This window comes from Neisseria sp. P0017.S009 (assembly GCF_051957375.1).
GTDB lineage: Bacteria > Pseudomonadota > Gammaproteobacteria > Burkholderiales > Neisseriaceae > Neisseria > Neisseria perflava.
Genome location: NZ_JBQCWL010000009.1, coordinates 86,313 through 109,087 on the forward strand (window position 1 = coordinate 86,313; position 22,775 = coordinate 109,087).

General features: G+C 51.4%; 23 protein-coding genes and 1 other RNA gene. 4 read left to right on the plus strand and 20 right to left on the minus strand.

Going from position 1 to position 22,775, the window contains the following annotated elements; genetic code table 11:
* Positions 1-211: 211 nt before the first annotated feature.
* The 4 genes from ACTHTG_RS10690 (at position 212) to rarD (ending at position 5,593) form a co-directional block, all read left to right on the plus strand.
* Entirely contained in the window at positions 212-2,164 is a 1,953-nt protein-coding gene (locus ACTHTG_RS10690; RefSeq protein WP_070587546.1) for a cytochrome c biogenesis protein ResB, read from the plus strand.
* Entirely contained in the window at positions 2,157-3,344 is a 1,188-nt protein-coding gene (gene ccsB, locus ACTHTG_RS10695; protein ID WP_004520889.1) for a c-type cytochrome biogenesis protein CcsB, read from the plus strand. Before ACTHTG_RS10690 ends, ccsB begins: the two co-directional genes overlap by 8 nt.
* 99 nt (positions 3,345-3,443) lie before the next feature.
* A complete protein-coding gene (gene tsaD / locus ACTHTG_RS10700; RefSeq protein WP_004520888.1) occupies positions 3,444-4,514 on the plus strand; it encodes a tRNA (adenosine(37)-N6)-threonylcarbamoyltransferase complex transferase subunit TsaD in 1,071 nt (356 codons plus the stop codon).
* 176 nt (positions 4,515-4,690) lie between these two features.
* Positions 4,691-5,593, plus strand: coding sequence for an EamA family transporter RarD (rarD, locus tag ACTHTG_RS10705; RefSeq protein WP_039862520.1), 903 nt, complete (start codon positions 4,691-4,693; stop codon positions 5,591-5,593).
* Positions 5,594-5,686: 93 nt separating this feature from the next.
* Here rarD and murU read toward each other — a convergent pair whose 3' ends face one another.
* The 20 genes from murU to ACTHTG_RS10805 form a co-directional block, all read right to left on the minus strand.
* A complete protein-coding gene (gene murU / locus ACTHTG_RS10710) occupies positions 5,687-6,382 on the minus strand; it encodes an N-acetylmuramate alpha-1-phosphate uridylyltransferase MurU (RefSeq protein WP_004520885.1) in 696 nt (231 codons plus the stop codon).
* A gap of 87 nt (positions 6,383-6,469) precedes the next feature.
* The gene (hpaC, locus tag ACTHTG_RS10715; RefSeq protein WP_049336944.1) at positions 6,470-6,970 is read right to left on the minus strand and encodes a 4-hydroxyphenylacetate 3-monooxygenase, reductase component; all 501 of its coding nucleotides are present in this window, start codon (positions 6,968-6,970) and stop codon (positions 6,470-6,472) included.
* 10 nt (positions 6,971-6,980) lie between these two features.
* Complete coding sequence (gene hpaR, locus ACTHTG_RS10720; protein ID WP_004520883.1) at positions 6,981-7,418, minus strand: homoprotocatechuate degradation operon regulator HpaR; 438 nt, start codon at positions 7,416-7,418, stop codon at positions 6,981-6,983.
* Between the two features lie 339 nt (positions 7,419-7,757).
* Positions 7,758-8,267: a protein disulfide oxidoreductase gene (locus ACTHTG_RS10725; protein ID WP_039862516.1), complete on the minus strand. Its 510-nt coding sequence runs from the start codon at positions 8,265-8,267 to the stop codon at positions 7,758-7,760.
* 85 nt (positions 8,268-8,352) lie between these two features.
* Complete coding sequence (gene rpsI / locus ACTHTG_RS10730; RefSeq protein ID WP_003681515.1) at positions 8,353-8,745, minus strand: 30S ribosomal protein S9; 393 nt, start codon at positions 8,743-8,745, stop codon at positions 8,353-8,355.
* Between the two features lie 12 nt (positions 8,746-8,757).
* Positions 8,758-9,189 carry a 50S ribosomal protein L13 gene (gene rplM, locus ACTHTG_RS10735; RefSeq protein WP_003684605.1) on the minus strand — a complete coding sequence of 144 codons (432 nt, stop codon included), beginning with the start codon at positions 9,187-9,189 and terminating at the stop codon, positions 8,758-8,760.
* Positions 9,190-9,368: 179 nt separating this feature from the next.
* A non-coding RNA gene (ssrS, locus tag ACTHTG_RS10740) (6S RNA) lies at positions 9,369-9,549 on the minus strand.
* Between the two features lie 8 nt (positions 9,550-9,557).
* Positions 9,558-9,860: a cell division protein ZapA gene (locus ACTHTG_RS10745; protein WP_315611552.1), complete on the minus strand. Its 303-nt coding sequence runs from the start codon at positions 9,858-9,860 to the stop codon at positions 9,558-9,560.
* Between the two features lie 11 nt (positions 9,861-9,871).
* On the minus strand, positions 9,872-10,195 hold the full coding sequence (locus ACTHTG_RS10750; RefSeq protein ID WP_039862529.1) for a hypothetical protein: 324 nt from the start codon (positions 10,193-10,195) through the stop codon (positions 9,872-9,874).
* A 74-nt stretch (positions 10,196-10,269) separates the two neighbouring features.
* Complete coding sequence (locus ACTHTG_RS10755) at positions 10,270-11,259, minus strand: NAD(P)H-dependent glycerol-3-phosphate dehydrogenase (RefSeq protein WP_003749007.1); 990 nt, start codon at positions 11,257-11,259, stop codon at positions 10,270-10,272.
* Positions 11,260-11,394: 135 nt separating this feature from the next.
* The gene (locus ACTHTG_RS10760) at positions 11,395-13,554 is read right to left on the minus strand and encodes a polysaccharide biosynthesis tyrosine autokinase (protein WP_440360684.1); all 2,160 of its coding nucleotides are present in this window, start codon (positions 13,552-13,554) and stop codon (positions 11,395-11,397) included.
* A 26-nt stretch (positions 13,555-13,580) separates the two neighbouring features.
* Positions 13,581-14,030, minus strand: coding sequence for a low molecular weight protein-tyrosine-phosphatase (locus ACTHTG_RS10765; RefSeq protein WP_004520878.1), 450 nt, complete (start codon positions 14,028-14,030; stop codon positions 13,581-13,583).
* 169 nt (positions 14,031-14,199) lie between these two features.
* The gene (locus ACTHTG_RS10770) at positions 14,200-15,327 is read right to left on the minus strand and encodes a polysaccharide export protein (protein WP_070836772.1); all 1,128 of its coding nucleotides are present in this window, start codon (positions 15,325-15,327) and stop codon (positions 14,200-14,202) included.
* A gap of 43 nt (positions 15,328-15,370) precedes the next feature.
* The gene (locus tag ACTHTG_RS10775; protein ID WP_440360685.1) at positions 15,371-17,272 is read right to left on the minus strand and encodes a polysaccharide biosynthesis protein; all 1,902 of its coding nucleotides are present in this window, start codon (positions 17,270-17,272) and stop codon (positions 15,371-15,373) included.
* Between the two features lie 109 nt (positions 17,273-17,381).
* Entirely contained in the window at positions 17,382-18,557 is a 1,176-nt protein-coding gene (locus ACTHTG_RS10780; RefSeq protein ID WP_440360686.1) for a DegT/DnrJ/EryC1/StrS family aminotransferase, read from the minus strand.
* On the minus strand, positions 18,550-19,329 hold the full coding sequence (locus ACTHTG_RS10785; protein ID WP_049322614.1) for a methionyl-tRNA formyltransferase: 780 nt from the start codon (positions 19,327-19,329) through the stop codon (positions 18,550-18,552). Before ACTHTG_RS10785 ends, ACTHTG_RS10780 begins: the two co-directional genes overlap by 8 nt.
* Before the next feature lie 13 nt (positions 19,330-19,342).
* Positions 19,343-20,035 (minus strand): HAD family hydrolase, encoded by a 693-nt coding sequence (locus ACTHTG_RS10790; protein WP_070814985.1) that lies wholly within the window; start codon positions 20,033-20,035, stop codon positions 19,343-19,345.
* On the minus strand, positions 20,028-21,002 hold the full coding sequence (locus ACTHTG_RS10795; RefSeq protein ID WP_004520871.1) for an ATP-grasp domain-containing protein: 975 nt from the start codon (positions 21,000-21,002) through the stop codon (positions 20,028-20,030). The genes ACTHTG_RS10790 and ACTHTG_RS10795 overlap by 8 nt, the downstream gene beginning before the upstream one ends.
* On the minus strand, positions 20,989-21,606 hold the full coding sequence (locus ACTHTG_RS10800; protein ID WP_004520870.1) for a sugar transferase: 618 nt from the start codon (positions 21,604-21,606) through the stop codon (positions 20,989-20,991). Before ACTHTG_RS10800 ends, ACTHTG_RS10795 begins: the two co-directional genes overlap by 14 nt.
* A complete protein-coding gene (locus ACTHTG_RS10805) occupies positions 21,599-22,771 on the minus strand; it encodes a glycosyltransferase (RefSeq protein ID WP_070503970.1) in 1,173 nt (390 codons plus the stop codon). The genes ACTHTG_RS10800 and ACTHTG_RS10805 overlap by 8 nt, the downstream gene beginning before the upstream one ends.
* Positions 22,772-22,775 lie beyond the last annotated feature (4 nt).

Below are 22,775 nucleotides of genomic sequence, written 5' to 3' on the forward strand. Positions count from 1 at the left end.
TTAGCCAATATAGGCCGATAAGCCTGATTGGTTTTTTCAAATAGCGACGGCAAGATTTTTACTGCAATATGCAGTATTCTTCCTTTCGCATCACACGTCATTGCAGTCCGTTCCATCAATCGGGTTGCCCCAAGCCGACATTTGAGACATGAGTAAATCTTCTTCATCCGTCCCACTCATCCGCAGACCGTGGTTTGCCTTTTTCAGCTCCATGCGTTTTGCCGTCGCCCTGCTCAGCCTATTGGGCGTGGCTTCGATTATCGGTACGGTCTTGCAGCAAAATCAGCCGCAAGTCGATTATTTGGTGAAATTCGGCCCGTTTTGGTCGCAGATTTTCGGCTTTTTGGGCCTGTACGACGTGTACGCATCGGCGTGGTTCGTTGTCATCATGATGTTTTTGGTGATTTCCACCGGATTGTGCCTGATTCGCAATGTTCCGCCGTTTTTGCGCGAGATTCGTTCCTTCCGTGAAAACGCCAAGGAAAAATCACTGGTGGCAATGCGCCATTCCATCGTTTTAGACGGACAGGTAACGCCCGAAGTTGCGCAACGTTATTTGGAAGTGCAGGGCTATGGCTGCAAAACCGTTACGCGTGAAGACGGTTCGGTTTTGGTGGCGGCAAAAAAAGGTGCGATGAACAAATGGGGCTATATCTTTGCCCATGCCGCGCTGATTGTGATTTGTTTGGGCGGTTTGATAGACAGCAATATCCTGCTGAAAATCGGTATGCTTACCGGCCGGGTCGTGCCGGACAATACGGCGGTTTACGCCAAAGACTTTAAGCCCGAAAGCGTGTTGGGTACGTCCAATTTGTCGTTTAGGGGCAATGTCAATATTTCGGAAGGTCAGAGCGCGGACGTGGTATTTCTGAATGCGGATAACGGCATGCTCGTGCAAGACTTGCCGTTTTCGGTCAAATTGAAGAAATTCCATATTGATTTTTACGATACCGGTATGCCGCGCGATTTCGCCAGCGACTTGGAAGTCACGGACAAGGCGACCGGCAAAGTCAGCGAACACACCATCCGCGTCAACCATCCTTTGACGCTGCACGGTATTACGGTTTATCAGGCAAGTTTCGCCGACGGAGGCTCAGACTTGACGTTTAAAGCTTGGAATCTGGCTGATGCCGACCGCACTCCGGTCAAACTCAAAGCAACTTCCATGCGCGAGTTTCCGCTGGATTTGGGCAAGGCTTCTTATAAATTGGAATTCGACCAGTTTACTTCGATGAACGTCGAAGACATGAGCGAGCCGTCTGAAAAAGAGCAAAACCTGAAATCCGCCATCAATGATGTTCGTTCTGTCCGTCAGGAAGGCAAAAAATACACCAATATTGGCCCATCTATCGTTTACCGCATCCGCGACAAAGCAGGGCAGGCGGTCGAATATAAAAACTATATGTTGCCGGTAAAACAAGATGAAGACTATTTCTTCATTACCGGCACGCGCAGCGGCTTGGCGCAGCAATATCGTTGGTTGCGCATTCCGATGGATAAAAACGGTAAAATCGATACCTTTATGGCTTTGCGCCAATATTTGAAAGACGACGCGGCACGCCGTAAAACCGTTGCCAACGCCGTCAAAGGCGCGCCTGCCGAAATCCGCGAGCAATTCATGGCGGCGGCGGAAAATACTTTGTCGATTTTTGCCAAAGGCGGCTATTTGGCTTTGGACGAATTTGTTACCACCAACATTCCCAAAGATCAGCAGGAAAAAATGCAGGGCTATTTCTACGAGATGCTCTATGGCGTGATGAATGCCGCTTTGGAAGATACGATCAGCACATACAATCTGCCGGCTTGGCCGCAAGACGAAAAGCGCAACCGCTTCCTGCTGCATGCAATGGACGCGTACACCGGTTTGACCGAGTATCCTGCGCCGATGTTGCTGCAATTGGACGGCTATTCCGAAGTGCGCTCTTCCGGATTGCAGATGACCCGTTCGCCGGGCGCATTCTTGGTGTATTTGGGTTCGGTATTGCTGGTGTTGGGCACGGTGTTTATGTTCTATATCCGTGAAAAACGTGCTTGGCTGCTGTTTTCAGACGGCCGTATCCGTTTTGCCATGTCTTCCAGCCGCAACGAACGCGACTTGCAGAAAGAATTTCCGCAACACACACGGCAATTGCAGCAGCTTGCCAAGGATTTGAACCATGAATAACAAACATCAGGCCTTGCCCGAGCATGAGCTTCTGACACACAAATCATTTATCCGAAACCTCAACCTCTTCGACTGGGCATTCGCACTGCTGATTGCCATCAGTGCGTTTATTGCCCAAACCCAAGCCGGTCTGCACATGGACATCTACGAAATGGTGATTTTGTGGGCGAGTGCCGGTATTGCCGTTTTTCTGGGTTGGTTTTTCAAACCGATGCGCTGGTTTATCCCTTTGGGCGTGTGCTTGGCGTATTTGGCCGTTGATTTGTATGGCGGTGACATCAAACACGCAGACGGTTTCCTGCTCAAATATCTGTTAAGCAGCCAGTCGGCGATTATGTGGCAATGCGCGTTTGTGTTCTTTGCCTTGTTTGCCTATATCGTCGGCGCGATAGCGGCGGTGCGCAAAAATGTGTCGTCCAATACGCTTTTGGGCATGGGTACCGTGTTTGCGTGGGTTTCCGCGATGGCGGGCTTTGTCGGTTTGCTGGTACGCTGGCATGAAAGCTATCTGCTGCGTCCCGATGCCGGCCATATTCCGGTTTCCAACCTTTACGAAGTATTTATCTTGTTCTTGGTCATTACGGCACTGATGTACCTCTATTACGAAGGCCGTTTTGCCGTACAAAAACTGGGTGGCTTTGTCTTCAGCTTTATGGCAATTGTGGTCGGATTTGTCTTATGGTACAGCGTTTCACGCGAGGCTCATGCCATTCAGCCGCTGATTCCGGCTTTGCAGTCTTGGTGGATGAAAATCCACGTTCCGGCCAACTTTATCGGCTACGGCGCATTCTGTATCGCTGCCATGCTGGGTATTGCCGAACTGCTGGCGCTCAGAAAAGAAGATGCGGGCAAAAAATCATGGCTGCCGCACTCGCAAGTCATTGAAGAAGTTATGTACAAAGCGATTGCTGTCGGTTTCTTATTCTTCACGATTGCCACCATTCTCGGCGCATTGTGGGCAGCCTCTGCGTGGGGTCGCTATTGGAGCTGGGACCCGAAAGAAACTTGGGCATTCATCGTTTGGCTGAATTACGCTGTTTGGTTGCATTTGCGGCTGGTGGCAGGCTGGCGCGGCAGGGTGTTGGCTTGGTGGGCAGTCATCGGCCTGGTCATTACCGCCTTTGCCTTTATCGGCGTGAATATGTTCTTGAGCGGCCTGCATTCTTACGGCACTTTGTAAACCGCTTATTCCGCACTTTATTTCAGACGGCCTTTTTCCGTTTTCGGAGAAAACGCCGTCTGAATCGTTTTTAATCATTTTTTCAGACGGCCTCAAACCATGTTGGTATTAGGAATTGAATCATCTTGCGACGAAACCGGCGTTGCGCTCTACGATACCGAGCGCGGCCTGTTGGCGCATCATTTGCACACACAAATGGCGATGCACGCCGAATACGGCGGCGTTGTCCCCGAATTGGCCAGTCGCGACCATATCCGCCGTGTCGTGCCGTTGACGCAAGGTTGCTTGAAGGAAGCAGGCGTAGGCTATGCCGACATCGACGCGGTTGCCTTTACGCAAGGTCCGGGCTTGGGCGGCGCATTGCTGGCCGGTTCAGGCTTCGCCAACGCCTTGGCATTTGCCATCGGTAAGCCCGTTATCCCTGTCCACCATCTTGAAGGCCATTTGCTCTCGCCTTTGTTGGCAGACGACAAGCCTGAATTTCCATTTGTCGCTTTGCTGGTGTCGGGCGGGCATACACAATTTATGGCTGTACGCGGTATCGGCGATTACACCTTGCTGGGTGAAAGCGTGGATGATGCGGCAGGCGAGGCGTTCGACAAAACGGCCAAGCTTTTAGGTTTGCCTTATCCCGGCGGTGCCAAATTATCCGAGCTGGCCAAACTCGGCACGCCTGATGCCTTCACATTCCCACGTCCTATGCTCCATTCGCACGATTTGCAGATGAGCTTTTCCGGTTTGAAAACAGCCGTTTTGACCGCTGTCGAAAAAGTCCGCGCCGAAACCGGCAACGATGAAATTCCCGAGCAGACACGTAACGACATTTGCCGCGCTTTCCAAGATGCGGTGGTTGACGTGTTGGCGGCCAAAGCCAAAAAAGCGTTGTTGGATACCGGCTTCAGAACTTTGGTGGTTGCCGGCGGTGTGGGTGCAAACTGGAAGCTGCGTGATGAATTTTCGCGCTTAACCGTCAAAATGCCATCTGAAAAAGGCAAACCAAAGCCGCAGGAAGAAAAAATCAATGTTTATTTCCCGCCGATGGCATATTGTACCGACAACGGAGCAATGATTGCCTTTGCCGGCGCGATGCGTCTTGCCGAGCGTCAGGCTGTCGGCGCATTCAATGTCAAGCCGCGCTGGCCGCTGTCGGATATTGTGAAGCAGGGTTGATGCATTAGACTGCTTTGATGCAATGAAAGGCCGTCTGAAAACCTGAAAACATGGTTTTCAGACGGCCTTTAATGAAACGGATGTTTACGGTAAAACTTCATTCAAAAAGATGAGTAATTTTTTCATCCGTTTTTTCTACAATATTAACTTTGATTGATTGCAAAAGGCCGTCTGAAATGACGAATTTATCCAAAGGTTTGCTGGCTGCGATAGCGTCCAATTTGTTGTTTTCCATGCTGTTTCTGTACGGTATGTGGATGAGGCCGATGACGGGGACGGAGGTGTTTGCCTGGCGCATGGTCGCCATGCTGTCGGCTTTGTGCGTGCTGATGACGATGGTCAGCGGTTGGCTGGCGGCAATGCGTTTTGCTTATGGAGTCGGCCGGGATTGGAAACGGTGGCTGCTGATTGTATTGCCGACGCCGATATTTGCCAGCCAGTTGTGGCTGTTTGTCTGGGGGCCGGTCAATGGGGAAGGAGTAAACATTGCCATGGGTTATTTCCTGTTTCCTTTGGTGATGATGCTGGGTGGACGGATTTGGTTTAAAGAGCGTTTGAACCGGTTGCAGAGGGTGGCGGTAATCTTGGCGTGTGCAGGCGTGGCATGTGAATTGGTGCGGTCGGGCGCGTTTTCGTGGACGACTGTATGGGTGTTCGGTACTTATCCGTTTTATTATCTGCTGCGCCGCAAGCTGGGCGTGCCTTCCTTAATCGGGCTGACCTTTGATTTATTGATGATTACGCCGTTTGCGTTGGCGTATATTTTGCTGGCAACGGATACGCCGGCGATGATTGCGGCCAAACCGGTTTTAATCTTTTTTATTGTGTTGCTGGGTTTTAATAGTGCAATATCCATGCAGTTGAATTTGAAGGCGAATCAGTTGCTGCCGGTGGCAGTGTTCGGCATGTTGAGCTATTTGGAGCCTGTATTGCTTTTTATTGTGTCGATTGTATGGCTGGGCGAGCCGGTGCAAAAAGGCGCATTGATCGGCTATGGCCTGATTTGGTCGGGATTGTGCGTGATGATTGTTAATGGCTTGTTAGGAATGAATAAAGAAAAGAAATTGGCTAAAGCTTGATGATAGATTGAGGCCGTCTGAAAAATGGGTTGACCAATATTTTCAGACGGCCTTTGATATTGAAAGGGATGTATCGGATACGTTCCTTTTGTTTTACCAGCATTGGGCGATACGGTCAGCTTCTTGCAGGCGTTCGACTGTACCGACGTCCAGCCAAAGGCCGTTATGGTGTTCGCCGCTGATTTGGCTTTGGCTCATAGCTTGACGCAACAGAGGGGCAAGCTTGGCAGCCTGGTGCGCCGGGGTATCTTTGAAAAGCGCGGGATGATAAACGCCCACGCCGCTGAAAGTCAGGGCCTGGCCGTCTGAGGATGATGCGGATACCAGGCCGTCTGAAAGCAGGCCGAAGTCGCCTTCGGGATGATGGGGTGGATTGTCCACCAGCCACAAATGGGCGAGAAGGTTGTGTTCCTGCATGCGCTGGGCAGCCAGTCGTGCAGCTTGGAAATCAATGTCGGTCAACACGTCGCCATTGACGACCAAAAACGGCTCGTTGCCCAAAAGCGGCAGGGCGGTGGCAATGCCTCCGGCAGTTTCCAGGCCTCCGGCGCGCTCGGGAGAATAGGCAATGTGTACGCCGTAGGCTGAACCGTCTTTCAAGGTGTCTTCGATTTGCTGGCCAAGCCAGGCATGGTTGATGACGATTTCAGTAAAGCCGGCCTTCCGCAGGCGGCGTAAGTGCCAGCCGATAAGCGGCGTGCCTGCTACTTCGAGTAAGGGTTTGGGCGTGTGGTCGGTCAGGGGGCGCATGCGTTCGCCGCGACCGGCGGCCAGTATCATTGCTTTCATGGGTGTGCCTATAATGTGTGAAACAGAAAAGGTCTCAGGCCGTCTGAAAAAATGAAACCGATGTTTCAGACGGCATGAGACCTTTATTTATGCCAAAGATTTGAATTGCCTACGGAAATACAGCAATGCCGGCGCTTGCGTATCGGTATTGCGGATTTCATTGATCTGAACGAAAAAGACGTAATGCGTGCCGATTTCGCGTTGATCGACAATGCTGCCGTGCAGGTGCGCCAGCGCGCCTTCGACTTCTAGCTGTCCGGTTTGTCCTCTATGCCAAATATGGTATTCAAAGCGTTCTTCGGGCGAGAGGTCGGTCAATCCGGCAAAGTGTTCAGCAACATCCTGTTGGCCGTCGTTGAGTGTGTTGATACACAAATCACGGTTGCCTTGCAGGATGGGAATGATGGCGGATTGGCGGTTGATGCACAGCATGACCGTCGGCGGCTCGTCGGTAACGGCAGTTACGGCAGTCATAGTAATGCCATAGCGCCCTGCTTCACCGTCTGTCGTGATAACGTGTACACCGGCGGCACAGGAGGCCATGGCATCTCGGAAAGATCTCTTGAGTGTGTGTGTTGAATCTGTCATCCGGCTCGCTTTATTTTAATGCCTGTTCGATTTTTGCCAGCTCTGCCAAGAGTTCTTTGAGTTGTGCCATTTTTTCTTTGGTGAGGACTTTTTCAATTGCGTCATAGCGCTCGTCAACCAATGCGCCGGTGGATTCATAGAGTTTCTCGCCTTCGGGCGTCAGTTTCAGATAAACGCGGCGTTGGTCGTTGGAAGGCTTCAAGCGCACGGCCAAACCTGCTTTTTCCAAGCGGGTCAGAATGCCGGTCAGGCTGGGACGGAGGATGCAGGCCTGATTGGCCAAATCTTGAAAGTCGAGTGTGCCGTTTTCCGCTAAGAGCCGGATGATACGCCATTGCTGGTCAGTAATATTGGCTTGGTTCAGAATAGGGCGGAATTGGGTCATCAATGCTTCCCGTGCCTGAATCAGACCGATATTGATAGATGCATGTTTAGATTGGTTGGGCATTACTAAGTCTCCGGTGTTATCAAAAATCAAACCGTTGAAGCGTGAGGTAGATTGATAAAGGCGAATATTGCTGTTTTAAGGCTGCCGTCGGCAGCCGGGTCATGGGAACAAAAGCATCACTGCCACAATATTAGATGAAGATCTCTAACAGTTTGTTTTGATAATAATGTTTCCAATTGTTCTTATGGTTATATCTTAGTCTATTTTCTTTATAATCTCAACAAAATCATATGTTATCGGGAAAGAGATAGTTTATTTATTTATGAAGTGGAATAGGATAAAAATATTCGGCGAAGATGATTCTTTGGATTTTCTATTTTTGGTGGATTTTCAATGAATTTAGCCGAAGATGTCTGCTAAGTAAATTCTGATTTTTAAGCCGATGTAGCTAGAAAGCCCGGATGTGTGATGAATCATTTTGCCATCTTTTAATATGATAATGGTCGGTGTGACGGCTATATTCCATTTTTGAGCCATCAGGCCGTCTGAATCATTGAAATTTGGAAAGGATAGGTTGTTTTCTTGCATATGGTGGGCAATGTCCGTGTCGCTTCCGGAGCGCAAGGCTACGCCCAATGTTGGGATATTGTCTTGGTGCAGTTTTTCTATGGTTGATGATGTGTATGAACAAATACGACACCAGCTACCCCAAAAATAAACGACGGCAACCCGATTTTGGCTGAAGGATTGAAGGGAAGTGGTTTGCCCATCGGTTAAAGTAATGGTTTGTGCCGCTGATTGTAAGGGCTGGTTAGGCTTGCGTACCCAGTCGACAATCAAGGAGAGCAAAATGAAAATAATCACGGCCTGAAGCAATGATTTGGCGTAGTGGAGCAGGGTTTTCATCATATATTGCGGAGGATATTGGATTATTGTTTTATAAATGAAAAAAGCCTTGCAGAGCAAGGCTTTTTGATTCGATTCTGAAAACGTATTAACGTTTGGAGAATTGTTTTGCGCGACGTGCTTTGCGCAAACCAGGTTTTTTACGTTCAACTTCACGAGCATCGCGAGTAACGAAGCCTGCTTGAGACAGGGCTGGTTTCAGGGCTGCGTCGAAGTCGATCAGGGCGCGGGTAATGCCGTGACGGATGGCGCCGGATTGACCGGTTTCGCCGCCACCGGTTACGTTAACTTTGATGTCGAAAGATTCGGCATTTTCAGTCAGAACCAGAGGTTGACGTACAACCATGCGGCTGGTTTCACGTGCGAAGAATTCGTCAACGGGACGGCCGTTTACGATGATTTGGCCGGTACCTTTAGTCAAGAATACACGAGCCACTGAACTTTTGCGGCGGCCTGTGCCGTAGTAGTATTTACCGTTCATGTCGTGTCCTTATTATTTCAGTTCCAAAACTTTAGGTTGTTGTGCAGCGTGGCCGTGTTCGGCGCCAGCGTACACTTTCAGTTTTTTGATCATGGCGTAGCCCAGAGGACCTTTAGGCAACATGCCTTTTACGGCTTGTTCCAAAGCGCGGCCTGGGAATTGCTCTTGCATTTCGCGGAAAGTACGCTCGTAGATGCCACCTGGGAAACCAGAGTGACGGAAGTATTTTTTGTCTTCGAATTTAGCACCGGTCACGCGCAGTTTGTCTGCGTTGATGACGATGATGTAGTCGCCAGTATCAACGTGAGGGGTGTATTCGGGTTTGTGTTTGCCGCGCAGACGGTGTGCGACTTCGGCTGCGACACGACCCAGAACTTTGTCTTCTGCGTCAATGACGAACCATTCGCGCTTCACCTCGTGGGGTTTTGCAGAGAAGGTTTTCATGGTTGGAATCCAGATATATATAGAAAGTTATGGATTTTAAAGAGGAGATTGGTTTTTGTCAATCTTAATTGAGTGTGTTTGATGCATGAATATGCGGTTTTTTCAGACGGCCGGAAATCTTTACGAAAGTCTTTACTTGGAAAGGGAAAAGCCACACCTGTCGGTATGGCTTTTTTTAGGGAATCCCCACGAGTGCCGTTTAGGCTGAATCCGCTTGAACCTTGCTGACAAGGCGGTCACCTCGGGTAGTTTCGGGTGCGTCCAATAAACGGACGCTCGCGCCCACTACAGCTCCCGGCAACCTAAAGCGAACGTATTGGTTCAAAGGAATATATGCCTTCGCGAACACCGCAGGGAAAAGGGGGAAATCAGTTTTGCTCCAAGCGCGCCAGTGCTTTTTGGCACGCGTTGCTCATGTCGGTTATTTTACGCTCAAATTCACCGATTGCCAAATCGTCGTTGAGGGTGGTTTTCAAGAGGTCGTGCACGACGTTGAGGGCTGCCATGACGACGATTTTGTCTGTGCCGACGATGCGGCCGCTTTCTTTAATCGCATCGCTTTTCTTGTTGAGCATTTCAACGGCTTGCAGAAGGGTGGCTTTTTCTTCACTCGGTGTGTTGATGGTGAAGTTGACATTCATGATGTCGAGATTGACTTGTTCGATACTCACGGGGCATCCTTTTATTGTTGTGTTTCTTGGGGCAATCGGGTAATGAGGCTGCGGATTTGGTCTGCGCTTTGGGCCAGTGCGTTGCGGTAGTTTTCTTTTTCGGCAGTCAGGTTGTCAATTTTGCTTTGCAGGTCCTCTTTGAGTTTGCCGACTTGAACCAGCAAGGCTTCGCTGAGTTCGTCAATGGCCGCGTCGTGTTGGCGTTTTTGTTGCTCTTGCTCGAGTTTGAGTCTGTCGATTTCTTCGTTGAGACGGCGGTTTTCTGAAACCAGCGTTTCAAATTTTTGGACAAGTTGGTAAACGTTGATTTCCAGATTGTTCAGTGATTGGTTCATGTGTTTCCCTTCAGACGGCCTGATGGCCGCCATATTGTGCGTCAGGCCGTCTGAATGGCAGACGGCGCGACCGTTTATTCGAAGCGCGCGCTTCGTTCCATCAGTCGTTCAACGACTTGCTGCGGGGTCATTTCTTTGCGGATGAGTTGCAGCAGGGTTTGAGTGATGGGCATATCGATTTGGTATTTGGCGGCGGTGTTGAAGACTTCTTCAATGGTGCTGACGCCTTCGGAAACGTGGCCGATTTCGACAAGCACTTGATGCAACTCTTTACCCTCTGCGAGGCCTAGGCCGACGCGGCGGTTGCGCGAGAGTGCGCCGGTACAGGTCAGGATAAGGTCGCCGATGCCTGCTAAGCCCATCATGGTTTTGGGTTGTGCGCCCATGGCGATGGCAAGGCGGGTGATTTCGGCAAGGCCGCGTGTTACTAAGGCTGCGCGTGCATTGAGGCCGTATTCGAGGCCGTCTGAAAGGCCGGTGGCAATTGCCATGACGTTTTTAACGGCACCGCCCACGGCAACGCCGATGACGTCGGTGCTGCCGTACAGGCGCATTACGTTGGTGTTCAGTTGGGCGGTGGTTTCTTCCACCCATTCTTTGTTTTCGGAGGCGAGAACGACGGCGCAAGGCAGTTGGGCGGCCAGTTCTTGGGCAAAGCTCGGGCCTGAGAGAACGCCGATTTTTTTATTGTTAGGCAGGACTTCTTTCAGTACTTGGAAAGTCAAAAGGCCGGTATCTTGTTCAAAACCTTTGCAGGCGGCGAGAACGGGAATGTCGGCGGCGTTATGTTGTTTGAGCAGCTCGGCGCTGCTTCTGAGGCCGGCTACGGAGGTAACGATCAGGGCAAGTTGGCTGTCTTTCAGCGCTTCGCCTAAATCGGCATAAACGGTCAGGGACTCAGGGAAAGGGAAGCCGGGCAGGCCGCGTTTGTTTTCGCGGTCTGCTTGCAGGGTGCGGATTTGGTCGGGATTGCGTGTCCAAAGGGCGACTTCATTGTTGTGGTGCGCAAAGTGCAACGCGAGAGCTGTACCCCACGAACCTGCGCCGATGACGGTAATTTTCATGTTTCTCTTCCATATGGGAACGGGGCTTACTTTAAAACAAACGGCTTTGGGGTGCAAGGGCGGCGTTTGTGAAAAATATTTTGTGCCGTTTAACAAGCCTCAGGCCGTCTGAAAGTTCAGACGGCCTGCTTCGGTTTATGATTTATTGTTGCCGGAATGGTAGGCATCGTAGGCGTAGTAGTCGTAGCTGTTGTTGGCTTCGCGCTTCATGCCGTTGAGGACGACACCTTTGATGTTGATGTGGTTTTGTTTGAGACGTTCGACGCTGGCCTCAAGCTCTCGTGCACGGGTGTGCGCATAACGGCTGATCATCAGGACGGTGCCGGCATGTTGGCCGATGATGACGGCGTCGGTCACGGCCAATACGGGCGGCGTGTCCAAGATGACGTAATCGTAGCGTTGGCGCGCGTGGGCGAGCAACTCGTTGAAGCGGTTGTCCATCAAAAGTTCGGACGGATTGCTGGGATAGCTGCCGCTGCTGATGAGGTGGAGGTTTTCAATGCCGGTCTCTTGTACGGCTTTGGCTGGAGCCGCTTTACCGCTTAGGATGTCGGACAAGCCGAACTCGGGGGTAAGGCCGAAGAGTCGGTCAAGATAGCCTTTGCGCATATCGGTATCGATAAGCAGGACGCGTTTGCCCGACTGCGCCATTACAGCGGCGAGGTTGGCGGAGATAAAGGATTTGCCTGCCTCAGGCGCGGCGCCGGTAATCATGAGGACGTTGTTGGGCGCGTCCAGCATGGAGAAGTAGATATTGGTACGCAGGGCGCGGATGGCTTCGACGGCCGTGTCGGTACGGTCTTCGCTGGCCAGCAGATAGTTGGAACGGCCGCCGGTCTTCTTGAATTTGTTTTTGAAGAAGTCGCGTTTTTGCTGGGTTTTGGAATGCGGAACAAGAGCGACGACTTCCAAATTGAGGTTTTCGATTTCTTCGGATGAAGTGATGCCGTTTTTCATGCGGTTGCGGATCATCAGCCACAAAGCGGTCAACGAGCCTGCGGCAAGTGCGCTCAGGAGCGTGATGACGGCTTTGCGCGGTGCAACCGGGTTTTCAGGGACGTAAGCATAATCGACGATGCGGACATTGCCTTGCGCACTGGCTTTCATGATGTTGAGCTCTTGTTGTTTGCTCAACAGTTGGACGTAGGTTGCTTGGTTGGTTTCTACGTCGCGGGTCAGGCGGATGACTTCTTGTTGGGTATTGGGCAATTCGGCGATTTGTTGGTTGATTTTGTTTTTGGCGCGTTCGAGGACGGAGAGTTTGTCCAATACGGCTTTATAGGAAGGGTGTTCCGGTGTGTACAGCTCGGCCAACCCTGCTTCTTCGGTTTTGAGCAGGGTAATTTGGGTTTCGATGCCGGTCAGGCTTTCCAATGCGCCTTTGGACTCGAGCGGAATGTCGAGGGAGCCTGATTGTTGGCGGTAGGCATTGAGTTTGTTTTCAGCGTCTTGCAAGGTTTCTTTCAGGCGCGGCAATTCTTCGCTGATGAAAGCCAAGCCGCTGGATGCGACTTGGACGTCGCGTTCGCGGTTTTGCGCAACGTAGTTGTCGGCAATGCTGTTGAGGATGACGCTGGTGCGTTTAGGGTCGGTGCCGGTAAAGGTAAGGTTGATGATGGGGCTGGTTTTACCTTTGCTGATGACCGCCAGTTTGTTTTGGATGTTTTCGATGGCGCTGATGCGGGAGAACTTGGTCAACGCAAATTCTTGACCCGGATTAGCCAGGATTTGATCGATTTTGAGGGTGGTTTGATTGTTGATTTTCAGAGGCACGCCGACCTTGCCTTCGACGACGCGTTTGTCAGGCAGGGTAAGAGTATAGGCTTTGTTGCTCTTGGCGGTCAGCGTGAAGGTTTTGTTGAACCATTCTTCTTGTACGGTAAAGTTGCCGACGGTCAGTTTGGGATCGGGGTCGCCGCTGATGTTGTGCATCAGGCTGCCGATAACAGGCGTGTATTTGGCTTTGACTTCTTGGTCGAGTTGGAGGTCGTCAACGGTTTTACCCAGCACCAGGCGTGATTGAACCAGCTCGACTTCTGCTTCAGACGGCGTGGTTTGGTTGTTGAAGATGCTGTTGATTTCGGTCAGGATTTGGTTTTGCCGCGTTTCGATTTCCAACATGGCGTCGGCGCGGTATTGCGGGGTGGATGCCAGGCTGAAGGCTGCGCCGAGTATGCCGCCTGCAAGCAGGGCGGCGAGGATTTTGTATTTGTGCATCCAAATGACGCGGAGCTGTTGGCCGAAGTCGATTTCGTCGTTGTCTGCGCTATAAGGTGTGTAGGTCGTTTTTTTCATTGCTTGCTTTCTTGTTCATGCCGGTTTTATACCGGTTGAGTTTTTCCGTTTAGTTTGGTTTTCCAAGTGTCTGCGGCAGCATTGAGCTGTTCGAAAACGGCTTCAAACATTTCGCTGCTTTGTTTGTATGGGTCAGGTACGGTTTTCTTCGGCAACCATTGGGCAAACAGCATGGTTTTGCTGCGTGCCGGCGGATGGATGTCGGCCACCATATCGATTTGACAGGGCTCCATGACGAGAATCAAATCGGCCTGTTCGCACATTTGGGCAGTCAGTTGGCGTGCCGTATGGCCTGCAACGATAACGCCGTGTTTGAGTGCGGTTTTGATGGCTTGGAAATCGGCATCCTTACCTGCCAGTGCTTTTATGCCGGCGCTGCTGATGCGGTGGCCGGGTAGTTTTTTCTGCATAATCCGCTCTGCGGTGGGGGAGCGGCAGATGTTGCCTAGGCAGACAATGAGTATGTTGTGGTACATGATATTGTTTCGGTTTATGGTCTGAAAAAAGCGTGAGTCAGACTATAAGGTACTGCTTTTCCGTTTGTGCGGTGTGTACGGCTTTTATATGCCGTTTATGTAATTTGGTCGGATTGTGCGTGATTTTGTATCCTGCTGTCAAACAAGGTCTGACAGCAGGAACCACTGCTTATTTAAACGTATTGTCGAGGGTGTTGACGTTACTGATGGAGTTGGTAATTTGTGACATTACGCGGTTCCAACGGGTAACCGGGGCGGAGGTAACGTAAACGGTGTCTTCCGAACGCAGTTTGAATTCGCTGCCCAGCGCGTAAGAGGTTGCATCTTTCAGGTTGAGCTGGTAGATGTGGATAGGTTTGGCCGCATCTTCAGGTACGCGGCGGATCACGAATACGCCGGTTGCATCCGCATAGGCTTGGTTCATACCGCCCACTTCGCCGAGCGCTTGGGTCAGGTTGAGGCCGTGGTTGCCGATCGGCAGGGTCGCTTGTTTGCCGACTTCGCCCATGATGTAGATTTTGTTGTTGCTGCTGTTAGGAACGTAAACGATGTCGCCATGGCTGAGGAGGTGGTTTTGCGACATATCGCCGTATTGCAGCATGTTTTGCAGGGAAATGGTTCGGTCGACGCCGTTGTGCGTCCATTTGATGTGCTGGGTGTCGGCGCTTTGGGTAACGCCGCCGGCTTGGTTGATGGCATCCAAAATGGTCATCGGGATATTGGTAATCGGCAATTGGCCGGCTTGGTTGATGGCGCCGGATACAGAAACGCGTTGCGAGCGGAACTCGGTAACGTTGATGGCGACTTGAGGGTTTTTGATGTAGCGTCTTAAAAGGTTGGTCAGGATGTTTTGCAATTCGTCCAAAGTTTTGCCTTTGGCTTGGATTTTGCCTGCCAACGGGTAAGTGATGTAACCGCCCTCATCCACCCAGGCGCCGCGGCTGACTTGGTTGGTTTGCGGGTTGCTTTGCTGGATGGGGGAGTTGAGGTCGGAGTGCGCCCAAACCATGATGTTGAGGACGTCGCCGCTGCCGATGCGGTAGCGGTAAGCGCTCTTGCTTTGCTCCAAGCCTTGGTTGGCTTGGGAAAGTACGGGCGGCGTACGCATTTTTTCAATCAGGTTGGGCGTGATGGGGTAAACGGCAACGCGGCTGTCGAGGTTGGTATCGGCTGCGGTGTCGTTGTCGGTGTAAACAATGGTTTTGGTTCGGGTTTTGATGGTCGAACCGGGAATGACTGTCGTGCTGTTACAGGCAGCCAGTGCAAATAGAGTAAGCAGGGAGAGCGTTTTTTTCATGTAGTAGTCCTTGCAGTATGGTGTCCGGGCCGTCTGAAAATGTTCAGACGGCTTTGTTGTTTTGTTGCCAAACCAAGTCGCAGATGCCGTCTTTAGGTACGAAGCCTGTCGGTGCGCGCAACAGAAGCTGGCGCAGGCTGTTTTGGTCGCTTTGGAGACAAGCGGTTTCGAGTTCCGACAGTATGTCAGATAATTGCGTCCATGGAAGCATTACTTCACTGGCGGTCATAATCCGGGGATGAGTGGTTTTTTGCACCTCGTCGCCGATGAGCAGTTCTTCATAAAGTTTCTCGCCCGGGCGCAGACCGGTAATCTTGATTTCGATGTCGCCGTGCGGGTGTTGCTCGTCTTTGACTTTGAGGCCGCTGAGGACAATCATTTGACGGGCAAGGTCGATGATTTTGACGGATTCGCCCATGTCGAGGACGAAGACGTCGCCGCCTTTACCCATTGCGCCGGCTTGGATAACCAGTTGCGCCGCTTCGGGAATGGTCATGAAGTAGCGGGTAATGTCTTGGTGGGTCAGGGTAATCGGGCCGCCTTCGGCAATTTGTTTTTCAAATACCGGGACAACGGAGCCGGACGAACCCAATACATTGCCGAAACGCACCATGCAGAAGCGTGTTTTTTGTTCCGGCTCGGCGGCAAGGGCTTGCAGGCAGAGTTCGGCCATGCGTTTGCTGGCGCCCATGGTATTGGTCGGGCGGACGGCTTTGTCGGTGGAAATCAAAACAAAGGTGGAAACGCCTGCATCTACAGCAGCCTGTGCGCAGCAGAGTGTGCCGAATACGTTGTTTTGAATGCCTTCGATGGTGTTGAACTCGACCATAGGGACGTGTTTGTAGGCCGCGGCATGATAGACGGTATCGACTTGGTAGGCCTTCATGACGCTGCTGAGGCGTTCTTTGTTTTGAACCGAACCCAAAAGCGGTACGACTTTGACTTGGCTGCCTTGCGCGGCTTGGGTTTCGCGCAATTCTTTGTCTATGCTGTACAGGGCGAATTCGGACAATTCAAACAACAGCAGTTTGGTCGGACGGCAGTTGAGAATCTGACGGCAAAGCTCGGAGCCGATAGAGCCGCCTGCGCCGGTTACCATCACGACTTTGTCGCTGATGTCGGCGCTCATCAATTCAGGGCGCGGTGCCACAGGGGCGCGGCCGAGCAAATCGACCACGGAGATTTTTTTCAATGAGCTGACGCTGATTTTGCCGTCCACCAAATCTTTCATGCCCGGAATGGTCAGGACTTCGCATTTGTAGGCTTCGAGGCGACGGATGATGTCTTTGCGTTCTTCAGGCGTAGAACTTGGAATCGCCAGCAGAATTTTGCGTACGCCGTAGCGGCTGATCAGCATCGGGATTTCGTTGGGGTTGTAGACGGCAAGGTCATAGATGACGGTGCGTTGGATTTTCGGGTTGTCATCGACAAAGGCGATGGCCGAATATTCGTTAACCTGTTTGATGGCTTCCAGTAATTGGCGGCCGGATTGGCCTGCGCCGTAGATGATGACGGGCGTCATCTGCTTGCGGTGGTGGTCGGTCAGAATCGCGCGCAGGATCATGCGCGAGCTGGTTACGCCGACCACCAAGACCAAGAAATAAACGATGGGCAGGGCAAGGTGCAGTTTTTGTTCAAAAACCAGGGTGGTCAGGCAGAACAAGACTGCTGAAATAATGCTGCCGAATGCGGCGGCGGTCAGGACGCGGACGCTGACGAAGCGCGTAACGGCGCGGTAGAGGCCGATACGGATGAAAAGGATGATGGTCAGTAACGCGGTGCTGCCGAAAGCCAGCCAGTTGGCGATACTCAACCATTCGTCGGAATATTGCACTTTAAGGCTTTGGGCAAACCAAAACGCCACGAAGATCATCAAGATATCGTGAATGACGAAGAAGGTTTTTTTTAGATTGCGCGGCAGAGCCAGCAGGGTTTCCAAGTTCATTTTATTTTTTACGTGTCTGAGTGTTGTAATGTGGCTTGGTACGGATTGTTTGAAGCAGGCTGTTTTGTTTTTTTCAGACGGCCTGAAGTTGCAGGCCGTCTGAAAATGATTATGCCGTGGCTTCAGTCAATACGGCTTCTATGTTTTCTTTACAGAACGCAATTTCTTCATCGGTCAGGGTCGGGTGCACCAAGAACATCAGGCTGGTGTCGCCCAGTTGGACAGCGTTTTTCAGCCGCTCTTTCGGACGCCAAGGCGTGTTGTCGAAGGCTTTTTCCAAATACACTTCGGAGCAGCTGCCTTGATAGCAGGGGACTTTGCGCGCGTTCAGTTCGCTGACGATGCGGTCGCGCGTCCAGCCGTCTTTGAGGTGTTCGGGTTTGACGAAGGCGTAAAACTTGTATTGCGCGTGTTCGATGTAGTCGGCCACTTCGACCAAACGGATGCTGGCGAATTTGCCCAAGCTTTCAGCCAGTTTGGCGGCGTTTTCTTGGCGGCGCGCCGTCCATTCGGGCATGCGTTTGAGCTGGATGCGGCCGATGACCGCCTGCATTTCCAACATGCGCCAGTTGGTGCCGAAGCTTTCGTGCAGCCAGCGGAAACCGGGTGCGTGTTCGCGGTGGTACACGGCATCGTAGCTTTTGCCGTGGTCTTTGTATGACCACATTTTGCTCCACAGCTCTTTGTCGTTGGTGGTCACCATGCCGCCTTCGCCGCCGGTGGTCATGATTTTGTCTTGGCAGAACGACCATGCGCCGACATGGCCGATAGAACCGACGGATTTGCCTTTGTATTTCGCGCCGTGTGCTTGGGCGCAGTCTTCGATAACCCACAAGTTATGTTCTTTGGCCAACGCCATGATGTCGTCCATTTCGGCAGGCATGCCGGCAAGGTGAACCACGATGATGGCTTTAGTGTTTGGCGTCAGCGCAGCTTTGATGGTTTCAGCGCTGATGTTTTGGCTGTTTAAATCGACATCGGCGAAAACCGGATTGGCACCGGCGGTTACGATGCAGGACGCTGAAGCCAAGAAGGTGCGCGAAGTGACAATCACATCATCGCCTTGGCCGATGCCCATTGCTTTGAGGGCTACGTCCAAAGCCAACGTACCGTTGGAAAGGGCGACGGCGTATTGCGTGCCGACAAAAGCAGCAAATTCTTTTTCAAATTCGCGACATTCCGTACCTGTCCAGTAGTTGACTTTGTTGGACAGCAGGACTTTGGAAACGGCATCGGCTTCTTCTTGAGTAAAGCTTGGCCATGGGGAGAGTGATGTATTAAGCATTTGTTTTTCCTGCGAAAAGACTGGTTGAGCCTTTGGGGGCGATTTCTTCCAGCAGTTGGCGGTTGATCAGGGTGTATTTCTGACCGTTGATTTCGACGTATGCGCCGTCGTAAGGCGGGAACCAGAAGGCGCGGATTTTCTTCTCGATATTGTCGCCGTCGAGGATTTGCTTCATGGCTTCCATTTCGTCGCGGCTGACGTAGCGGCCGCCGATGTTGGGCGTGGTCGGCAATTTGGTTTTCGACTCGATGGCGCGGGCGATGATGCGTTGTGCGAACGGCTCCAGCGCCTGCATGGTTTTGCGTTCGAGCGATTGGGCGGTTTCTGTTTCGGCGTCGATGGGGAAGCGGTCCACTTCGATGATTTCGCCGGTGTCGATGGAGGCATCGACGTAGTGGGCGGTGTTGCCCCATTCGTTCAGCTCGTCCATGATGGCCAGGTTGTAGCCGCCTGTGCCTTTGTATTCGGGCAACAGCGCAGGGTGGAAGTTGATCGTGCCTAAAGTCGGAATGCTCAGGAATTCATCACGCAGCTTGCGCCAGTAAAGGACGGACAAGCCCAAATCGTATTTCAGACGGCCTTCACGCATTGCTTCCAAAGCCGTATCGAAGGTGTACAGGGGCAGGCCCAATTCCTGCGCGGCAGCCGTGGTCGGCGAGCCTTGCAAATGACTGTCGGTCAAGACGCCGACGATTTCGATATGGTCTTGTTTGGTCAAAAAACGAAGCAGGTTGGCGGAAACCTGTTTACGACCCATAAATAAGATTTTCATGGAGAAATGTCCCTTATGCATTTGCTTTTTCGGTGGCGGAAGTTGTCAGTGTAGTCAATTCTTCCAGGGTGTTTATCCAAAGGGTGGGCTGGTATTCACGGCCGTATTGCTCGGGCTCGGCTTGATGAATATTGTGCGGCTTAGGCATGATGCCTATGGAGAGCCAACCCAGTTTGTTGGGTGCGACAAAATCTTTTTTGATGTTGTCGCCGATGTAAATAAAACGTTTTGCGGCCGGATATTTGTTTTGCAGGAAGACAAAACGCTTATCGTCGGGTTTTTCCGATTGCATGGCTTCCGAAATCAAAATGTCGTCAAACAAATCGGTCAGGCCCAAGGCCTGTATTTTCAACCGCTGTGTCAGGCTGCGGCCGTCTGTAATCAGGGCGCGTGCGGCAAAAGGGCGCATCAGCTTCCGTAAAAAAGACGGTTCGACATAAGGTCGGATAACAGGCCTATGTAGTCGATATTGCCACAAAAGTGATTGTTTCTCTAGTTCGTTTAATTTGCAATGATGACACAAATTGTCGAGCCAGTCTTTACTTTTATTGTCTGCAATTTCATTTAGTACGTCGGCATCGTATTGCGGGTAAAGCGACGTAATTGTCCCTACAACTGCCTGTATTCCGGAGCATTTGTAGTCGTACTCAGAGTAAAGCGTATCGTCAAGATCGAAGACGATGACAGATTCTTCCGGCTTAATCATGTTCTCTTACCAAAACCTTAGCATCGTAACGAAGCATGATTAAATTGTTTTCCCAGTCGTCGGAGAAAGGGACATCTTGGCCGCCGATGTATTCTTGAATCAGCCAGCCCGGATAGTTGCCGCCTGCTGCGTAAGTCAGTGGGAAACCGCCGCCGAAACGCGGGTTGATTTCCACGCCGTAGGTCGTGCTGTCGGTTTTGCTGACGAAGAATTGCGCGGTAATGCAGCCGCGTGCGCCTTCCAATACGGCCATTTTTTCAACCAGCTCTTTATACAGGGCATTGCGTCGGGTTGCGCCTTTGCTGACTTCACCGGTGCGCACTTCCAAACGTTCGCGAGGAATGGCGCATTTCAGACGGCCTTGACGGTCGTAATACATATCGACGGTAAACTCGGAGAAAGTATTCTCAATATCGATGTATTGGGCGAACATCATTTTCGGGTCTTCGGTAATGTCGACAGTCAAATCAGCCGGTGTGTTGATTTTTTTCGCACCGATGGCGCGGCTGCCGTCATAAGGCTTGGCAAAACATGGGAAAACCAGGCGGTCCCGTTCGTAAATTTCAGGCGAACGGATGCCGTATTGTGCAAACAGGCCTGCGGTCAGGCGCTTGTCGCGGCACAGGGTAATCAGTTTTGCATCCGAAATGACAATATGTATTCCTTCAGCTTCAAAACGGTCACGTGCTTCGGCCAGTTTGAGCAGCTCGGTATCGATGGTTGGCACAATCAGACCGATGTCGTGTTGTTTGGCCAGCTCGAAAATGCTGTCAATGTATTCGGCTGCATCGATGCGCGGCACGCTGAAAGCGCGGTCGGCAACATGGCAGGCAGAAGACATGTGGGGGTTGAGGTCAGTAGCAAAAACGCCGATGCCGTCTGAAAAACGTGCGGCTTCGGTTTGGAAGTCCTGCACCAATTCGACACGGCGACCTGCCGACAGAATCAGTATGTTATTTTTTTTCATCAGTTTTATTACCCGTGAAATAAGGCATGGTGGCTTCTCCTTCGGCTGAGATGCCTTCTTTGACGAAGACTTTTTTAACCGTCAGGAACAAAATTTTGATATCCAGCCAAAAGCTGAAGTTGTCGATGTACCAAACATCGTGGGCGAATTTTTCATCCCATGAAATGGCGTTGCGGCCATTGACTTGCGCCCAACCGGTCACGCCCGGTTTCATTTCGTGGCGGCGGTTTTGGAAGTCGTTGTACAACGGCAGGTAGTGCATCAGCAGCGGACGAGGTCCAACTAGACTCATCTCGCCTTTTAAGACATTCCATAATTCAGGAAGTTCGTCCAAACTGGTGGCGCGTAATTTTTTGCCGAAATCGGTCAGGCGTTCGCTGTCCGGTAGAGGGTTGCCGTCTTTATCGATTGCATCGCGCATGGAGCGGAATTTAATCATTTTAAACGGTTTGCCATCCTTGCCCGGTCGCTCTTGGATGAAGAACACAGGCGAGCCTAAGTTTTTGCGGATGAGGTACACCAAAATCAAAAACACAGGCGACAGGATAATCAGCCCTGAAGCAGAGGCAATAATGTCAAACAGGCGTTTGAAAAATTTATTCATGAGCTAATCTTTCAATCAGGTTGACGATTTTTTGATAGGCAACGTCGCGTTTGAAGCGGCGGACGATTTCTTCGGACTGAACAGGATCGTTTTTGCGCTTCAAAATATCTTTGGCGGCTTGAACGAAACCGTCCACATCACCGGAACGATAGTTCGCATGCGGCAGCAGGGTAAGGACTTCGGCAACTTCGTCGTTGACCTGGCTGTTCAGAATCGGTTTTTGCAAAGCCATATAGTCGGACAGTTTGTTGGTAATCGACTGCATGGCGTAAGAGTGGATGGCGTTGACGGAAATGTCGCAGCCTTTGGCGACCGACATCATTTCGGCGTAAGGAATGTAGCCGTAAAACTTGATGCCGTCGCAGGCATATTGTTTGAGCCTGTCAAAATCGGGGCCGCCACCCATGATGTGCAATTCGACGTTTTCGCCGGCATCCAACAGCTTGCGAACGCCTTTGCACACAGTTTCTACGTCATAGCTGTAACTGAGCGTGCCCAAGTAGAAAAAGCGGGTTTTGTCGTCGCCAAAATCTTTGGCAGGCGCGGCATCGAGTTTGGGAAAATCCGCGCCGATATAAACGACTTCGCCAGGTACGTTCGGATTGGCTTCTTTGGCGCGGTCGAGATAAGTCTGCGATACGGCAACCAGTGCGTCGGCGTAGCGGTAGGCTTGGTTGGCGCGTGAAGCAAAGGGCAGCAGGTTGTGCGGTACTTTTTTCAAAAACGGTATGACCGAGGAGAAAGACTCCGGCCATACATCCTGCACATCGACAATCAGTTTGTAACCCAAACGCGCTTTGTGTTTGCCCAACAGCAGGTTGGTGGCAATCAGCGGATAGGCGGAAAAGACGACGTCTTGTTCGCCCGGACGGCAGTTTTCCAACCATTGTTCAAAATGTTTGACGAAGCGGTGATGGCTGGTCACGCGTCCCAAAGACACGTTTTTGCTGTATCCGCTTTCTTCCAACAGTATGACTTTCAGACGGCCTTGTGAGGCAGCCTCGGCATCTTCGGGCCGTCTGAAAGATTTGTCGTAGTGCTTGAAGTTGCTGGTAATCAGCAACACGTCATGCGACTGCGACAACAGCTCGGCAAGATACCAGAAGCGGTTGAAATGCGGCTCGGACGGTAGCGAGCAATAAGGGGCGACGATGGTAATGTTCATGTTT

Coding starts and splice junctions, on each gene's coding strand:
- ACTHTG_RS10690 (WP_070587546.1), top strand. CDS start 212: ATGCGTTTTGCCGTCGCCCTGCTCAGCCTATTGGGCGTGGCTTCGATT.
- ccsB (WP_004520889.1), top strand. CDS start 2,157: ATGAATAACAAACATCAGGCCTTGCCCGAGCATGAGCTTCTGACACAC.
- tsaD (WP_004520888.1), top strand. CDS start 3,444: ATGTTGGTATTAGGAATTGAATCATCTTGCGACGAAACCGGCGTTGCG.
- rarD (WP_039862520.1), top strand. CDS start 4,691: ATGACGAATTTATCCAAAGGTTTGCTGGCTGCGATAGCGTCCAATTTG.
- murU (WP_004520885.1), bottom strand. CDS start 6,382: ATGAAAGCAATGATACTGGCCGCCGGTCGCGGCGAACGCATGCGCCCC.
- hpaC (WP_049336944.1), bottom strand. CDS start 6,970: ATGACAGATTCAACACACACACTCAAGAGATCTTTCCGAGATGCCATG.
- hpaR (WP_004520883.1), bottom strand. CDS start 7,418: ATGCCCAACCAATCTAAACATGCATCTATCAATATCGGTCTGATTCAG.
- ACTHTG_RS10725 (WP_039862516.1), bottom strand. CDS start 8,267: ATGATGAAAACCCTGCTCCACTACGCCAAATCATTGCTTCAGGCCGTG.
- rpsI (WP_003681515.1), bottom strand. CDS start 8,745: ATGAACGGTAAATACTACTACGGCACAGGCCGCCGCAAAAGTTCAGTG.
- rplM (WP_003684605.1), bottom strand. CDS start 9,189: ATGAAAACCTTCTCTGCAAAACCCCACGAGGTGAAGCGCGAATGGTTC.
- ACTHTG_RS10750 (WP_039862529.1), bottom strand. CDS start 10,195: ATGAACCAATCACTGAACAATCTGGAAATCAACGTTTACCAACTTGTC.
- ACTHTG_RS10755 (WP_003749007.1), bottom strand. CDS start 11,259: ATGAAAATTACCGTCATCGGCGCAGGTTCGTGGGGTACAGCTCTCGCG.
- ACTHTG_RS10760 (WP_440360684.1), bottom strand. CDS start 13,554: ATGAAAAAAACGACCTACACACCTTATAGCGCAGACAACGACGAAATC.
- ACTHTG_RS10765 (WP_004520878.1), bottom strand. CDS start 14,030: ATGTACCACAACATACTCATTGTCTGCCTAGGCAACATCTGCCGCTCC.
- ACTHTG_RS10770 (WP_070836772.1), bottom strand. CDS start 15,327: ATGAAAAAAACGCTCTCCCTGCTTACTCTATTTGCACTGGCTGCCTGT.
- ACTHTG_RS10775 (WP_440360685.1), bottom strand. CDS start 17,272: ATGAACTTGGAAACCCTGCTGGCTCTGCCGCGCAATCTAAAAAAAACC.
- ACTHTG_RS10780 (WP_440360686.1), bottom strand. CDS start 18,557: ATGCTTAATACATCACTCTCCCCATGGCCAAGCTTTACTCAAGAAGAA.
- ACTHTG_RS10785 (WP_049322614.1), bottom strand. CDS start 19,329: ATGAAAATCTTATTTATGGGTCGTAAACAGGTTTCCGCCAACCTGCTT.
- ACTHTG_RS10790 (WP_070814985.1), bottom strand. CDS start 20,035: ATGATTAAGCCGGAAGAATCTGTCATCGTCTTCGATCTTGACGATACG.
- ACTHTG_RS10795 (WP_004520871.1), bottom strand. CDS start 21,002: ATGAAAAAAAATAACATACTGATTCTGTCGGCAGGTCGCCGTGTCGAA.
- ACTHTG_RS10800 (WP_004520870.1), bottom strand. CDS start 21,606: ATGAATAAATTTTTCAAACGCCTGTTTGACATTATTGCCTCTGCTTCA.
- ACTHTG_RS10805 (WP_070503970.1), bottom strand. CDS start 22,771: ATGAACATTACCATCGTCGCCCCTTATTGCTCGCTACCGTCCGAGCCG.